Origin of the sequence: Zhihengliuella salsuginis (assembly GCF_014651715.1) — a bacterium.
Taxonomy (GTDB): Bacteria; Actinomycetota; Actinomycetes; order Actinomycetales; family Micrococcaceae; genus Zhihengliuella; species Zhihengliuella salsuginis.
In genome coordinates this window covers 225,397-238,568 of the sequence record NZ_BMXK01000005.1, presented here as the reverse complement: position 1 = coordinate 238,568, position 13,172 = coordinate 225,397, and the positions used below count along the sequence as shown (strand labels likewise).

The following is a 13,172-nucleotide window of genomic DNA, read 5'->3' as shown; positions in this document are numbered from 1 at the left end:
CGCAGGGCCCGTCCCCATTGGCTACGACTTCTCCTCCAAAGCCGACAGAATGGTCGACACCTCCGTCACGTGCGCAAAACCACCGCCGTGGAGGCTGACCGCAGTCGCGCGCATGAGGTCTTCTGCAGAAAGCCGGATTGGCGGGTTCCCAGCCAGAGCCGGGCCTTCCAGATCGAAGGTCGCGGTCGCGTCCAAGGGGACGACGACCGAGAAGCCCAGGTTCCCTCCCATTCGAGCCGTCGTCTCGACGCAGGCGTTCGTCTGGACGCCTGCGACGACGATCGTCGAGATCCCCCTGGCCCGCAGCCATTCGGCCAGATCCGGCGTGCCGAGAAAGGCGGAGTTCACCGTCTTGGTCACGATCACGTCCTCACGCAACGAGGCGACACCGGTCACGAACCGGTTCCCGGAACTGCCCGCATACAACGGCGATTCGGGGTTCTGGCTGTCGTGGCGGACCTTGACCACGGGCAGCCCGCGGGCGTTCCACTCCCGCCCCAGCCGGGCGATCTTGGCGTAGGCGGTCTCGAGCTCGTGGGACCGCCCCCACCACGGGTCGCGAAAGCCCTCCTGCACGTCGACGAGGATCAGGGCGGCATCAGTCAGATCAGGTTCTCGAGTCATGCTTCCATTTCATCCGGCCGCACGGACCGCCAACACTGGCATATATGCCATGGTCCAGTAGGATCCTGCCATGCAGACCATTTCCACGGTGATTCTGGCCTACGACGGCATGAGGATCTACGACTTCGCCGTCGCACAGGAGGTGTTCGGCAACCGCCCTGAAATGACGGCCGTCGCCTTCGATCTGGGCGTCTTCGCCGCCACGGACGAGGTGAGAACCGCCGAGGGCGTCGTCGTTCCCCGCTCGATCGATCTGGACGACCACAAGGCGGACATCGTGGTTGTCCCCGGTTCCGAACAACGGCTCGGGAAGATTGCTCCAGCTGAACTCGAGTGGCTGCGGAGACAGGCGAAGGCCCCTGAGGCAGCAATCATCGGCCTGTGCACCGGCGCGTTCGTGCTGGCCGAGGCCGGCCTCCTCGGTTCTCGGCGTGCAACGACCCACTGGCGGTTCATGGACCAGCTCGTGTTCAGCGCCCCGGGCATCACGCCCGTCACCAATGCCCTCTACGTCCGCGACGGGAACGTGTGGACTTCCGCGGGGGTGACGGCCGGCGTCGACGTCCTGCTGGCAGCCATTGAAGCAATCGCCGGTTCCTCGACGGCCCAGGTGATCGCCCGTTCCATGGTCACGCCACCTCGACGCCAAGGGAGCCAGGCGCAATTTGCTCCGCGCAGTCGCCCCGTACCGGTACACCCCTTCGCCGGTCTCGCAGACTTCATTCAAGAAGACCCGGCACGCGCATGGACGGTCGGCGACCTCGCCAGAGCATGCAACATGTCTCCGCGAACCTTTCACCGGCGGTTCAAGGACGTCATGGGCCTGACACCCGTCAGATGGGTGACGGCGCTGCGGCTCCAGGAGGCGCGCTCTCTGCTGGAGACGACATCGCTGACCATCGAAGCGGTATCCCACCAGGTCGGCTACAGCACTGCGGACCACTTCCGCCAGCATTTCTCCTCGCATTTCAGGCTCTCGCCGAGCGCATACCGGGCCAGCATGCGGCATGCCCCGCGTGTCGGTCCCCGCTAGCCGCCGCAGGCCGTCGCGTCTCCAGCCATCCACAAGGACCGGAAACCGACGCGCCCGTCCACAGGCGGGGCGGGCGCCCGGCCACGGCTCCCGGGGCTTGCGATGATGGACCCGGACGTCAACCAGCACACGGCGAGGGGATCACATGGCGGAGCAAGACAGCGGCGGCAACGGGCTCGTCGTCGGGACGGACGGGCTCGCCCGCCCGGCCTGGGCGGCGCACGACGACCTGCTGCGCGAGTACTACGACACCGAGTGGGGCCTGCCCGTGCGCGACGAGCAGGGCGTCTACGAGCGGCTGAGCCTCGAGGCGTTCCAGTCGGGCCTCTCCTGGGCCACGATCCTGCGCAAGCGGCCGGCCTTCCGGACGGCGTTCGCGGGCTTCGACCCGGAGCGCGTGGCCGCGTTCGGCGACGCCGACGTCGAGCGCCTGCTCGGCGATGCGTCGATCATCCGGAACCGCGCGAAGATCCACGCGGCGATCCGGAACGCCCAGGCAACGCTCGAGCTCCGGGAGGGGCCGGAGGACCTGGCGGGTCTCGTGTGGTCGTTCCGGCCGGAGCAGACCCCGCGGCCTGCCAGTGCGGCGGAGGTCCCCTCGACCTCCGAGGAGTCCAAGGCGCTGGCCAAGGCCCTCAAGAAGAAGGGCTTCGCGTTCGTGGGGCCGACGACGATGTTCGCGCTCATGGAGGCGATCGGGATCGTCGACACCCACGTCGTCGGCAGCCACCGCCGCGGCAGCAGCGGCGTCTGGCCGGATTAGTCGAGTCGGGTGCTGCCGGTCCGCTCGGCGGCGGTCCGGATCCGCTCGCGGAAGATCTCCCGCATGGGCGGCAGGTCGTCGAGGCGGAACCAGCCGGCGTCGGTCGATTCGTCGTCGGCCGGGTACGGCTGGCCGGAGACGTACCGGCAGCGGAACGTGTGGTCCAGGTACTGGGCCTGGTCGCCGTTGACGTGCACCACCGGATCCGTGACGCCCACCCAGACGAGCTCCTCGACCTCGATCTCGACGCCGGTCTCCTCGGCCGCCTCGCGGACCGCCGTGTGCGCCGGATGCTCGCCCGGGTCGACGATCCCGGTCACGGGCGTCCACTGGCCGTTGTCCGAGCGGCGCACCAGCAGGACCTCGGCCGGGGCGCCGCGCAGCACGACGGCCGTCACGCCGGGGAGCCAGAGCGGATCGGTCCCGATCCGCTCGCGCAATCGCAGGATGAAGTCCGGTACAGGCACGACCCCACCCTATCGGCTGCTACTCGGAGGCGACCGCGATCTCGTTCGGCGCGGCCTCCAGCTCGACCGACGCAGTGACCTCCCCCGTGGTCAGGTCGACCGCGTGCACTGTGTTCTTCGCCGGCTCGGTCACATAGGCGGTGTCCCCCGTGCCGACCAGTGTCGGGTGCGGTTCCTGCCACTCGCCCGGGCCCTCCCACGGGTCGATCACGTCGATGGCGTCCGTGATCTCGCCCGTGTCGGGGTCGAGGACGTGGATGGCCCCGTCCGTCGAGAGGATGTAGGCGTTCTCTCCCGGTCCGCGGATGACATCGCGGTACGTGTACTCGATGCCGTCGGGAAGCTCGACCTTCTCGTAGGTGTGCCCGGCCGTGTCGATGAGGACCACCTGATCCAGCAGGTAGCCCTCGGCGTCGGGGTCGTCCTTGTAGTCGCCGACCACGATGGGGCTCGTCGCGGAGACGTAGGCGTTGCCCATGCGGCCGTACTCCTCGTCCGCATCGAGCTTCTCGAATGCGCCGTCGTGGTAGAGCAGCGCACCGTCCTCGCACCCGAAGACGACGACCTCGTCGGCAGCCGTGCCTTCACCGTGGATGCTGGGGCAGTCCTCGCTGCGGGCGAGCTCCTCTCCCTCCGGGTCGAGAGCGCGGGCACCGCTGCGGGACTCCTCGTCCCCGATGGTGGTCAGCAGGGTCCCGTCGGTGAGCTGGACCGACACTCCGTGGTGGGCGGCTTCGGCGGGAACGCCCCGGGTTTCCGGGAGCTCGCCGCTGGTGGAGTCCAACGCCTCGGTGTCGTAGATCGTGGTGTCGCCGGTGCCGTCGTCGTACAGGGCGGTCGTGGAGCCGTGGGGCACGACGTGCCCGGGCGTGACCGCGTCGAAGACCAGGTCGGTGAGCTCGGGGGTCGAGGTGTCGAGCACCTGGAAGCCCTCCGACATGGTGACCATGACGTTCCTGCCGTCGCCGGCCGAGTTCAGGCGGGTGAACTCCTCCGAGTCGAACTGGTCGACGACCTCCAGGGTCGCGGGGTCGAGCACGGCGATGCCGCCCTCGTAGGCGACGGCGAGGCGCCCGGTGGCGGACGGGGAGTCGGAGCTGTCCGCCCCGGTGGCGCCGGCGCATCCGGAGGCCGTCAGCGCGACGGCCACAACGGCCGCCGAAGCGGCACCGCGTGTGATGGTTCTCTTCATTGCTTCCTCTTTCTGTGGTGTTCGGTGGTCCTCAGGCCGTGAGGCCCTCGGTAATACGGGTTGTGTTGGTGCGCATCATCTCCAAGTAGGTTCCGCCGCCGGCGCCGGCCTCGGTCAGGGACTCGGTGATGAGCTCGACGACGGCGACCTCGATGCCGGCCTCGTCCGCGAGCACGGTGACGAGGCGGTCGGGCTGCGACGACTCCGCGAAGATCGCCGGGACGCCGGCCTCCTCGATCGCGCCGCTGAGCTCCTCGAGATCGGCCGCGCTGGGCGAGGCGAGCGTGCTGCCACCCGGGATGACGGCCCCGATCAGGCGGAAGTCGTAGGCCTCGGCCAGGTACCCGAACACGTGGTGGTTGGTGACCAGCGCGCGGCGCTGCGGCGGAATCGTGGCGAACTGCGCACGCATCGTGGCGTCGAGGTCGACGAGGTCGTCGCGGTAGGTCTCGGCTGCGGCCGACACCTGCCCGGCGTCGACCCCCGGCAGCTGCGCCAAGGACTCCTCCAGTGCGGAGACCACGTCGATCATGGTCTCCGGATCGGTCCAGAAGTGCGGGTCGGGGACGCCGGCCGCCTCGCCGGACTCGTAGTCCAGCGGCTCGATCGCCTCGGCGGCGACGAAGTGTTCGACCCCGGCGGATCCGGCCCGCTCGAAGTGCTGGCCGAGACTCTCCTCCAGGCCCAGACCGTTCGAGACGAGCAGGTCCGCCTCCTGCATGTCGGCGGCCTCCTTCGCCGAGACCTCGAAGGAGTGGGGGTCGGCGTTCCGTTTCATCAGGACGGTGACATCGGCCTGGTCGCCGATGACGTTCTGCACGACGTCGCCCAGGATGTTCGTGGTGACAACGATCTGCGGGCGCCCGCCGTCTCCACCCCCGCCCGGGGCGCAGCCGACGAGGGCGAGGACGGCCAGCGCCACCGCCACCACCGCGAGTATCACGCGTCGGACGGCGTCGATCCGGCGTCCGAGCCGTTGCTGGTTGGTCATCGTCCGGTCTCCGCGAAGTAGTCGGGGCGGGTGGGGGTCTCGAGGCTGCGGGCCAGGCGGACTTCGCCGGCATAGGCGACTTCGTGCACGGTCCCCGTGGCGGGGTCGTTCACGTAGGCGCGCTGGGCGTCGACCACGAGGCCCGTGCCGGCGCCCGGATCACCCACGAGTGGTTCGGTGGCCCCGATCTCCTCGCCTGTCTCCGCCAGGTAGACCCGGACGCGGCCCTCGGTATCGAGCGCGACCAGGTGGCCGTCGGCGTCGTCGACGGCTGCCACGGCGACCAGTTCGCGTCCGGCCGGTACGAGATTCCACGACTTCTCCCTGGTGTCGAGGACCCAGATGTCCCGGGCGTCTCCGGGGTCGCCGGCGAGAGCGGCGACGCTGGGCCGGCCTTTGCGGGCCTCGAAATTCGTGGCCGGTGGCACGTCGGTACCGTCCGGGTAGGGCACGAAGGCGAATTCGGGCACTGCCCCCTCCCCAGCGGTGACGACGACGGCGCCGTCGTCGCAGCCGATCGCGACGCCGACACGCGTGGTGATCGTCCCCCGGGCCGCGCGGCACTCCGCCGTGGCGCCGTCGACTGGCGCGCCGTCGCCGTCGTAGTACTGGAGCCCGGCGGCCGTGCCGGACCCGTCGGCGGGCACGAGGACCGCGCCGTCGCCCACGGGGGCGACGAGCCCCCGGTGCGCGGTGGTCTCGATCCGGAACTTCTCCTCGACGCGCCCCTGGGCGAGCGCGTGGTTGTCCAGGAGGACGGCTTCGGCCGATCCGGGGAAGTACACCCCGGTCGAACCCGCCGTGGGCAGCATCGGCGTCGACACCGCGGCCTCGCCGCCGCCTTCGACGAGGCCGACGACCCGGGCCGGCTGGCGGTAGTAGTGGAAGTGGTCGGCGTGGTCCCACGTCCAGGCGCCGCTGTCGATGATCTCGACGCCGTCGTCGGTGGTTGCGAAGACGTACCGGCCGTCGCTGTGGGTGGCCCTCGGGGCGCCGACGGCGCCCAGGTCGGCCGTCTCCTCCGTGAGCAGATCCAGGAGGCCGACCCGTCCGGCGTCGTCGATGGAGACCAGATGAAGTGGCGGTTCCGAGAGCTCCTCGGCCCCCTCGATCTTCCCGTGGTCCGCTTCGGCGCTCGGGGCGTCCGCGGTCGCGTCCCCGCCGTCGGCGGCGCCCGGAGCGCACCCGGTGGCGACCACCACGACGGCGGCCGCGGACGCGACCAGCGCACCCGCCCGGGCCTTGGCGCGGCCCGTGGTGCGCCCCGTGGCGGCTTCCGGCTGTCCGCCGTGCGTCGCCCACCGGTCGGTCCACCGGTCGAAAACGGAGCGGGCCGCCGCGGAGAGTGCGGCGAGGAGGATCGCCGTGCAGGCGATCGACGAACCGGCGGCCGTGGCGAAGTACCAGGAGACCAGGAGCCCGCCGGCGACGGAGGCGACGCCGAACGCGGCGGCGGCGGCCATCGTGGTCCCGATCCTCCGCGTCCAGCGGCCGGCGGCGACGGCCGGCGCGAGCAGGAGTCCGACGACGAGCAGCGACCCGACCGCCTGGTAGGACGCGACCACGGCCAGCGTCACCAGGGCGACCAGCATGACCTGGGCCAGCCGGGGGCGCAGGCCCAGGGTGGCGGCCACGCGGACGTCGAACGCCGCCGCGACGAAAGAGCGGTGGAAGAGGAAGGCGATCGCCGCCGTGACGGCGAGGGCGGCCGCGAGGACCGCGATGTCCGGCCCCCGGATGGCGAGGATGTCGCCGAAGAGCATGACGGTGGCGTCGGTCGCGAAACTGCGCGAGTGGGAGACGATGATGATGCCGAGCGAGAGCATGCCGACGAACAGGAGGCCGATGCTCGTGTCGTAGGAGAGCCGCCCGCGGCGTTGGAGCAGACCGATGGTGGCGCTCATCGCGGCCGCGCTGAGCGCTCCGCCGAGCATGGCCGGCAGCCCGAGGACGGTCGCCAGCGCGACGCCGGGGAGCATGCCGTGCCCGATCGCCTCGCCGAGGAAGGCCATGCCCCGCACGACCACCCACGTTCCGACGATGCCGCAGATCGTGGCGACGAGGGACCCGCCGAGCAGGGCGTTGGCCATGAAGGACGAGGAGAAGGGATCGCTGAGCCAGGTGAACACGAGTCGCCACGCTAGCATTAAATGAGATTCATTCTCAATAACGTATCGTGGAGGGATGGTCACAACACCCCCGTCCCTCTCCGCCCGCGGCCTCTGCTTCGCCTACGACGGCCACGACGTCCTGCACGACGTCGGCCTCGAGCTGCCACCCGGAACGGTCACCGCGATCGCCGGGCCCAACGGCTCCGGCAAGTCGACCCTGATCGAGATCCTCGCCGGCGTCCGCACCCCGCGCGCCGGCCGGGTCGACGCGGACACCCCCGTCGCCCTGGTCCTGCAGCGCCCCGCGGCACCGGAATCGCTTCCGGTGACGGTGCACGACGTCGTCGCGATGGGAACGTGGGGGCGGAGCAGGCGCCGCGACGCGCGGGCCGCCATCGCCGAAGCCATCGCCGCCGTCGACCTCGCGGGGTTCGAACGCCGCCCGCTGGCCGGCCTCTCCGGCGGGCAGCGCCAGCGGGCGATGCTGGCGCAGGGCATCGTGCAGGACGCGCGCGTGCTGCTGCTCGACGAACCGGCGGCCAACCTGGACGCGGCGAGCCGGGAGCGGACGCGGCAGATCCTGGCCGACCAGGCCGCGGCGGGGCGCGCCGTCGCGTGCGTGAGCCACGACGAGGCCTCGATTGCGGCCGCCGACCGGGTGGTCAGGCTCGAGGCGGGGCGGCGCGTCGGCGCGTCAACGACGTTTTGACCGATGCGCGGGAGGAATCATTGCTCGAAACGTGAGCGACTCCCGCGCACGGGAAGCGGCTACGCGTGCACGGCGCCCTGTTCGATGAGCAGGACTCCCCCGCAGATCATGACGATCCCGACCGTCATCATCAGGGTCAGGGGCTCCTTGAAGATCAGCCGGCTCAGCACCGCGGTCAGGGCCACACCCGACGCGGCCCACACCCCGTAGGCGACGCCGAGTGGCATCGAATTCGCGAGCGCGAGGGTGAGCAGGACGAAGGCCCCCGCGTAGCAGAGGCCGACGCCCAGGTACCACCAGCGGCTGGCATGGGTTGCCGCGCGCAGACTCATGGTTCCGCCGACTTCGAGGACCACAGCGGCCGCGAGGAACACCCAGGCCAGCACCGTCGGGCCGGTCACGACGCCGCCTGCGAGGCGCCGTCGTCGTGCCGGCGCGCACGGACGCGGGGCACGGCCCGCTGGTGGCCGATCTCGACGAGGAGGACCCCGCCGATCACGAGGACGAACCCGCACGCCATCAGCGGCGTGATGGGTTCGGAGAAGACGACGGCGGAGGCGAGCGCCGTCAGCACCACGCCGGCGGCGCTCCACAGCCCGTAGGCGACACCCAGGGGCATGCCGGCGCGCAGCACGCGGCCGAGCAGGCCGAACGCGGCGATGTAGCCGGCGGCCACGACCGTGTACAGCCACGGCTGCTCGAGGGCACCCTTGAGGCAGAGCGTCGCGGTCACCTCGGCGACGACCGCGATGGCCAGCAGAATCCACTTCTTCACGTCGCCCAGTTTAGGGCCCTCGTGTCACGCGGGGATCAAGCGCGGGACGATCCGGACGAGGACCACCATCAGGATCAGCTCGACGAGGGTCTGGGTCACGACGGCGAGCGGTGCCAGATCGAACGCGGCCGGCAGCGCGAGGACCAGCGGCAGGACGACGAGCGAGTTGCGGGTCGCGCCGGAGAAGACGATCGCGCGGCGCGCGGCGATGTCGAATCCGGGCCGGCCGAACCAGGCGGGCGCACGGCCGAAGAGCCAACCGGCGCCGAGCATGACCGCCCCGAACGCCGCGTAGACCGGGACGAGGCGCGCCAGCCGGCCCAGCTCGAGGCTCACCGCGTGGACCTGCGACGCCACGACCACGGCGAGCGTGAGCATCATCAGCGGGACCATCGCGCCCAGCACCGCCGCGCCGAGGCCCCGCGCCGCCGGCCGGATCCGGGTGCCGCCGCGCTCGGCGAGCCTCTGCGTGGCGACGGCGGCGGCCAGCGGGAGCAGGATGAGGTACACCAGAGCGTCGGCGAAGGGCGCGAGGTCAAGGTGCGCGACGACGTCGTGCCCCGCCATGAGCCACAGCAGGCCGGGCAGGGCGAGCAGCTGGGCCAGCAGGAGGATGGGCGCGGCGGCGAGCAGGCGCTCCTTGGCACCGCCGGCGAGCCCGGTGAAGACGATGACGTAGTCGACGCACGGGGTGAGCAGGACGAAGAGCAGGCCGAGAGTGAGGGCGTCGTCGTCGGCGACGAGGCGCGAGAGGGCGAAGACCACGGGCGGGACGAGGACGAAGTTGAGGGCGAGGAGCGTGAGCAGGAAGCGCCAGTCGCGGACGGCGCGCGCCAGGTGGGCGACGGGGATGGAGAGGAACGTCGCGTACAGCAGCAGCCCGAGCACCGGGTTGATCAGCTCGGTGGCCGGGCCCGCGAGCCGCGGCAGTCCGAGGCCGGCGGCGGCACCGAGCGCGATCGCGGCCAGGTAGAGCCCGGCCTGGTGGCGCTCCATCCCGTCGACGAGGCGCGCGGCGCTGCGGGCTGGATTCACGCGGCGAGTCTATCCGCCTTGCGCGGCGGCGACCGCTGCGAGGCGGGAGATTTCGTCGTGGATCTGCAGCGCGGAGACCGTCGTGAGGCGGACGGCGTCGCCGGTGTCCTCGGTGGGCACCAGCGGCCCGCGGCCCGTGCCGCCGAACCAGATGAGGGGCGCCTCCTCACCGCCTGCTGCGCACGTCCACCGGGTGAGGCCGTCGCCGACGAGCTCGCGGTCGAAGGCGGCGAGGTCCTCGGGGCCGCCGCCCGGCTGGTGGCCGTCGAGACGTTCGTCCAGGTTCGCGCTGCTGAGCCGGACGCTGTGATCGACGAACCAGGCGGCGTCGTTCCGCGTCCACGCGGCGAGGATGGTCGGCACGGACAGGGCGAGCTCGCGCAGCACGTAGATGTGCCCTGTCGCCCCGTCCCGGAGGTCGGCCAGCGTGGGGCCGAGCAGCAGCGTGGCCTGGTCGCCGTCGAACCAGACGTCGCCCGCCGTCGTACGGCCGGCCGAGACTCCTTCGAGGCTGAGCTGGCCGCGGCCGGCGACCCCGGAGACGATTTGGCGCCCCTTGCCCGTGAGCGCGGTCCCGGTGAGGATGCCGAGTTCCTGCAGTTCCAGGATCTCGGGCCGGACCGGGGAGCCGAACCGGGCGCTCAGCCCGGCTTCGTCGGCGTGAAGCAGGTAGTCGGCGGCCTCCAGGATGATACGAGCACTGCTGCCGGGCAGCGATGCGCGATCGGCGCCGTCCAGAAGACTCGCGATGGACTCGACGGGCGCGAGGTCCTGTTCCGTGTCGAGCCCGCGCACGTGTTCTTCGAGGACGGCATCGCGCAGCGACTCGGGGATCGCCGGGTGAGCGGGTTCGGGCGGCGCTTCGGCGTCGGGGTGGAGGCGGATCGAGCAGGCGACCTCCCCGCCGAGGGCGACCATGTCCGGCAGGATCATCGCGGGCAGCGTCAGCGAGATCTCGACGACCGCATCGCCGACGCCGATGAACCAGCGGTCCACCTGGTACGGACTGCGCTGGTGGATCCCCGCGATCACCTGGGTGCGGCTCGGGTACCCGTTGATCGGTGTGGCCGCGACCGTCAGGACGGTCGATCCTTTGGAACCCGTCAGGGCGCCGACCAGCTCGTCGGCGGCCGTCTTGGCCACGCCGCCCGCGGCCGGAGGCGATTCGAGGTACCGCAGGACGAGGTTGGGGTGCACGAACCCTGGGGTAGTCGCCAGTTCGCCGAGGTCCGTCTCGTCGAGGGGCATGCGCAGCACGACGACGCCGTCGCTTCCGTCCCGCTCGACGATCCAGTCGGAGGGCGCGTCGACGACGGCCGGCCCGAGCCGCACCGTCGCCCACTCCTGCTGCCTGCGGTCAGTCATGGGTGAAACCGTCGTCCTGCTGGTGGTCGCTTTCCACCCGGCGCCAGTCTCGAAGCTGGCGAATGATCTCGGCGAGGGTGCCCGGCATAATATCGGTGCCCGGCTGGAAGCGGAGGTACGGCTGGTCGCTCGCCAGCCCGCCCAGCCTCAAAGGCCTGCCCGAGAGCCACTTGTTGTTCTCCCGCTCCCTCGAGAAGGCGACAAGCTCCGGCCGCACGATCACCTGTCCCTTATGAGAGGTGGGGTCGCCCTTTACCTCGACTTCCTCGATCTCGTCCCAGACGAGCCCCCAGCTGGTGGCCCGAACCCCTGTACTGGACAGTGTGATGTGGTCCGGACGCACGGCGCCCCGCAGGTAGTAGACAGCCAGCCACAGAGTCAACGGCAACCCGACGATAGACAGTAGACGCAGCACGCCCAGCGACCCCGACGGCTCCGAATAGGCATCCGCCGGAATCCCGAACAAGACGCTGAGCATCATGAGGGCCCCCAGGCAGCAGAAGAGCCCGCCGAACCACCAGCGCGCTGTCTTCACGCGGATCGTCGTCGGCAAGGAGAGCTGTTCGATGGTGGGCGTGAAGTCCGGCTCCAGGTTCTGCGGCTTCGTCATCAAGTGCTGCACCTCCGCCAGCGGACGCGCCGTCCGGACGGGATCCCCCGCCTTCAGCCGCTCCTGCACCCACCCGGGCAGCAAGAACCGCGGCCACCACACGAGCCACCCCACAAGACCGAGTAAAGTCCCACCAAAACCTAGAATCGTCGTGAAATCGTCGAGCAGCGGCCAGTTCAGCAAGGGCTCCTCGTTGCTGCCATACGGCGTCACGAGATAATGCAGCGCTGCACCTTCGGCCATGCACCAACCGGCGAAGAAGAAGAGTGGGGGCCAGCCGCGTTTGCGCCCTTCAACCCAGGCGGCGCTCCTTCCGAACCAAGCCAGAGCCCATGGCAGTGCCACCAACAGGGCGAACACTTGAAGGGGAACAAACACTCCCACTAATCTGCTCCTCTCATGTCGTCCCACCTGTCCTCAAAGAACTGCCCCGTAGCGTCGGCGATGCTGTCCTTCTGACCGTCACCGTCGACATCCGGGAGGAAATCGACCTCCGCAGCGATTCCACCGAGGATTCCGCCGGCAAAACCGATCAGGGTCCCCGGCCCGGGGATGACACTTCCGGCGAGGGCGCCGGCACCGGCTGCAGCCACGATACTGGCGGCGGTTCGACCCAGGGTATTCGCCCCTGCGTCGTGCGCGGCCTCGGTGCTGACCTCGTCCGCCGTCATCTCCGGGTGTTCCTGCGCCACCTGCTGCTTGTTCTGCTTGTACTGGTCGTTGAATTCGAACCCCACGGTCAGGGCCGTGCCCGCCGTCCCGAGGGCAGCACCAGTGCGCACCAGGAGGGGACGCGCGTTGACGCCACTGACCCGGTCGACGATGTCAGTCGAGACGGTCTTCAACATTTCGCCGGCAGCGCCACTCGTCGTGGTCGTCGATCCCGTCACCCCGGGAACCGGCAGGGCGTGTTTCCTGCTCTCCTTCCAGGCCGCCGCGTCACCCACCAGCGGCGTCGAGGAGATGAGCCGCGACTTGAATTCCCGCAGGAAGCGGTCCCTGAACGGCTCACCGGAGTGTGAACGCCGCAAGAGCGCATTGGAAATCCCGGCCAGGCCGGAGGAGAGCGGAACGCCGTAGAGTGCGGCCCCTTTCTCGATCGTCCGGGTCACGGCAGAAGGCGGCGAATCCCACGTCAGCCCGTCGGCGAACTTCCAGACCGCGTGCGTCATGGTGGTCACCGTGGCGGTCGATGGGAGCTCGATGCCGGGCAGGACCGCCGCCCCGGCATCGAACGACGCCTTCCGGAGGTCCACGAGGTCGTGATCGTAGAACTCGCCTTCGTGCACGTGACCGGCTCGGACGCCGCGCAGTGTCCGCGCGCACTCTTCAATCGTTTCCTCGTACTCGCGCTGCAGCCGGAGCAGGTCGTCGTCCAAGACCCGGTACTGGTTGGCCTCATACCCGTCGAGCTCGTGCGCGGCTGTCTCGGAGTTGCGGCGGTTGAAGGCCGAGGTGTCGGCCACGAGCGCCTCCCGCCGGGCGATCAATCCCTGC

The 13,172-nt window shown here is 70.3% G+C and carries 14 protein-coding genes; 3 read left to right on the top strand and 11 right to left on the bottom strand.

The features are described 5' to 3' along the window. Window positions 1-21 precede the first annotated feature (21 nt). Entirely contained in the window at window positions 22-624 is a 603-nt protein-coding gene (locus IE069_RS07455) for a cysteine hydrolase family protein (protein WP_189349487.1), read from the bottom strand. Window positions 625-694: 70 nt separating this feature from the next. On the opposite strand from IE069_RS07455, the gene IE069_RS07450 reads away from it, so the two are divergent. Both IE069_RS07450 and IE069_RS07445 read left to right on the top strand, forming a co-directional pair. Next, on the top strand, window positions 695-1,657 hold the full coding sequence (locus tag IE069_RS07450) for a GlxA family transcriptional regulator (protein WP_189349486.1): 963 nt from the start codon (window positions 695-697) through the stop codon (window positions 1,655-1,657). 145 nt (window positions 1,658-1,802) lie between these two features. Continuing rightward, window positions 1,803-2,420, top strand: coding sequence for a DNA-3-methyladenine glycosylase I (locus tag IE069_RS07445; RefSeq protein ID WP_189349485.1), 618 nt, complete (start codon window positions 1,803-1,805; stop codon window positions 2,418-2,420). Here the strand turns inward: IE069_RS07445 and IE069_RS07440 are convergent. Genes IE069_RS07440 through aztB form a run of 4 tightly spaced genes read right to left on the bottom strand, consistent with a single transcriptional unit; the run spans window position 2,417 to window position 7,217 of the window. Beyond that, a complete protein-coding gene (locus IE069_RS07440; RefSeq protein ID WP_189349484.1) occupies window positions 2,417-2,887 on the bottom strand; it encodes an NUDIX hydrolase in 471 nt (156 codons plus the stop codon). The genes IE069_RS07445 and IE069_RS07440 overlap by 4 nt on opposite strands. Window positions 2,888-2,906: 19 nt before the next feature. Further along, on the bottom strand, window positions 2,907-4,079 hold the full coding sequence (gene aztD, locus IE069_RS07435) for a zinc metallochaperone AztD (RefSeq protein ID WP_189349483.1): 1,173 nt from the start codon (window positions 4,077-4,079) through the stop codon (window positions 2,907-2,909). 31 nt (window positions 4,080-4,110) lie between these two features. Further along, a complete protein-coding gene (gene aztC, locus IE069_RS07430) occupies window positions 4,111-5,070 on the bottom strand; it encodes a zinc ABC transporter substrate-binding protein AztC (protein ID WP_189349482.1) in 960 nt (319 codons plus the stop codon). Next, complete coding sequence (aztB, locus tag IE069_RS15605) at window positions 5,067-7,217, bottom strand: zinc ABC transporter permease AztB (protein ID WP_229791008.1); 2,151 nt, start codon at window positions 7,215-7,217, stop codon at window positions 5,067-5,069. The genes aztC and aztB overlap by 4 nt, the downstream gene beginning before the upstream one ends. Window positions 7,218-7,254: 37 nt before the next feature. Between aztB and aztA the strand changes: the two genes are divergently transcribed. After that, window positions 7,255-7,890 (top strand): zinc ABC transporter ATP-binding protein AztA, encoded by a 636-nt coding sequence (gene aztA, locus IE069_RS07415; RefSeq protein ID WP_189349481.1) that lies wholly within the window; start codon window positions 7,255-7,257, stop codon window positions 7,888-7,890. Window positions 7,891-7,949: 59 nt separating this feature from the next. On the opposite strand, the gene IE069_RS07410 is transcribed toward aztA, so the two are convergent. The 6 genes from IE069_RS07410 to IE069_RS07385 are packed head-to-tail and all read right to left on the bottom strand — an operon-like array spanning window position 7,950 to window position 13,141. After that, window positions 7,950-8,273 carry a DMT family transporter gene (locus IE069_RS07410; RefSeq protein WP_189349553.1) on the bottom strand — a complete coding sequence of 108 codons (324 nt, stop codon included), beginning with the start codon at window positions 8,271-8,273 and terminating at the stop codon, window positions 7,950-7,952. Window positions 8,274-8,287: 14 nt separating this feature from the next. Continuing rightward, window positions 8,288-8,665: a DMT family transporter gene (locus tag IE069_RS07405; protein ID WP_189349480.1), complete on the bottom strand. Its 378-nt coding sequence runs from the start codon at window positions 8,663-8,665 to the stop codon at window positions 8,288-8,290. A 24-nt stretch (window positions 8,666-8,689) separates the two neighbouring features. Beyond that, window positions 8,690-9,661, bottom strand: coding sequence for an arsenic resistance protein (locus IE069_RS07400; RefSeq protein ID WP_189349552.1), 972 nt, complete (start codon window positions 9,659-9,661; stop codon window positions 8,690-8,692). Between the two features lie 48 nt (window positions 9,662-9,709). Next, window positions 9,710-11,065: a hypothetical protein gene (locus IE069_RS07395; protein ID WP_189349479.1), complete on the bottom strand. Its 1,356-nt coding sequence runs from the start codon at window positions 11,063-11,065 to the stop codon at window positions 9,710-9,712. Continuing rightward, the gene (locus IE069_RS07390; RefSeq protein WP_189349478.1) at window positions 11,058-12,059 is read right to left on the bottom strand and encodes a hypothetical protein; all 1,002 of its coding nucleotides are present in this window, start codon (window positions 12,057-12,059) and stop codon (window positions 11,058-11,060) included. Before IE069_RS07390 ends, IE069_RS07395 begins: the two co-directional genes overlap by 8 nt. Then, window positions 12,059-13,141 carry a hypothetical protein gene (locus IE069_RS07385; RefSeq protein WP_189349477.1) on the bottom strand — a complete coding sequence of 361 codons (1,083 nt, stop codon included), beginning with the start codon at window positions 13,139-13,141 and terminating at the stop codon, window positions 12,059-12,061. Before IE069_RS07385 ends, IE069_RS07390 begins: the two co-directional genes overlap by 1 nt. Window positions 13,142-13,172 lie beyond the last annotated feature (31 nt).

Bases quoted from the DNA above. Each gene is read 5' to 3' on its own strand.
- IE069_RS07455 (WP_189349487.1), bottom strand. From the start codon at position 624: ATGACTCGAGAACCTGATCTGACTGATGCCGCCCTGATCCTCGTCGAC.
- IE069_RS07450 (WP_189349486.1), top strand. From the start codon at position 695: ATGCAGACCATTTCCACGGTGATTCTGGCCTACGACGGCATGAGGATC.
- IE069_RS07445 (WP_189349485.1), top strand. From the start codon at position 1,803: ATGGCGGAGCAAGACAGCGGCGGCAACGGGCTCGTCGTCGGGACGGAC.
- aztD (WP_189349483.1), bottom strand. From the start codon at position 4,079: ATGAAGAGAACCATCACACGCGGTGCCGCTTCGGCGGCCGTTGTGGCC.
- aztC (WP_189349482.1), bottom strand. From the start codon at position 5,070: ATGACCAACCAGCAACGGCTCGGACGCCGGATCGACGCCGTCCGACGC.
- aztB (WP_229791008.1), bottom strand. From the start codon at position 7,217: ATGCTAGCGTGGCGACTCGTGTTCACCTGGCTCAGCGATCCCTTCTCC.
- aztA (WP_189349481.1), top strand. From the start codon at position 7,255: ATGGTCACAACACCCCCGTCCCTCTCCGCCCGCGGCCTCTGCTTCGCC.
- IE069_RS07400 (WP_189349552.1), bottom strand. From the start codon at position 9,661: ATGGAGCGCCACCAGGCCGGGCTCTACCTGGCCGCGATCGCGCTCGGT.
- IE069_RS07395 (WP_189349479.1), bottom strand. From the start codon at position 11,065: ATGACTGACCGCAGGCAGCAGGAGTGGGCGACGGTGCGGCTCGGGCCG.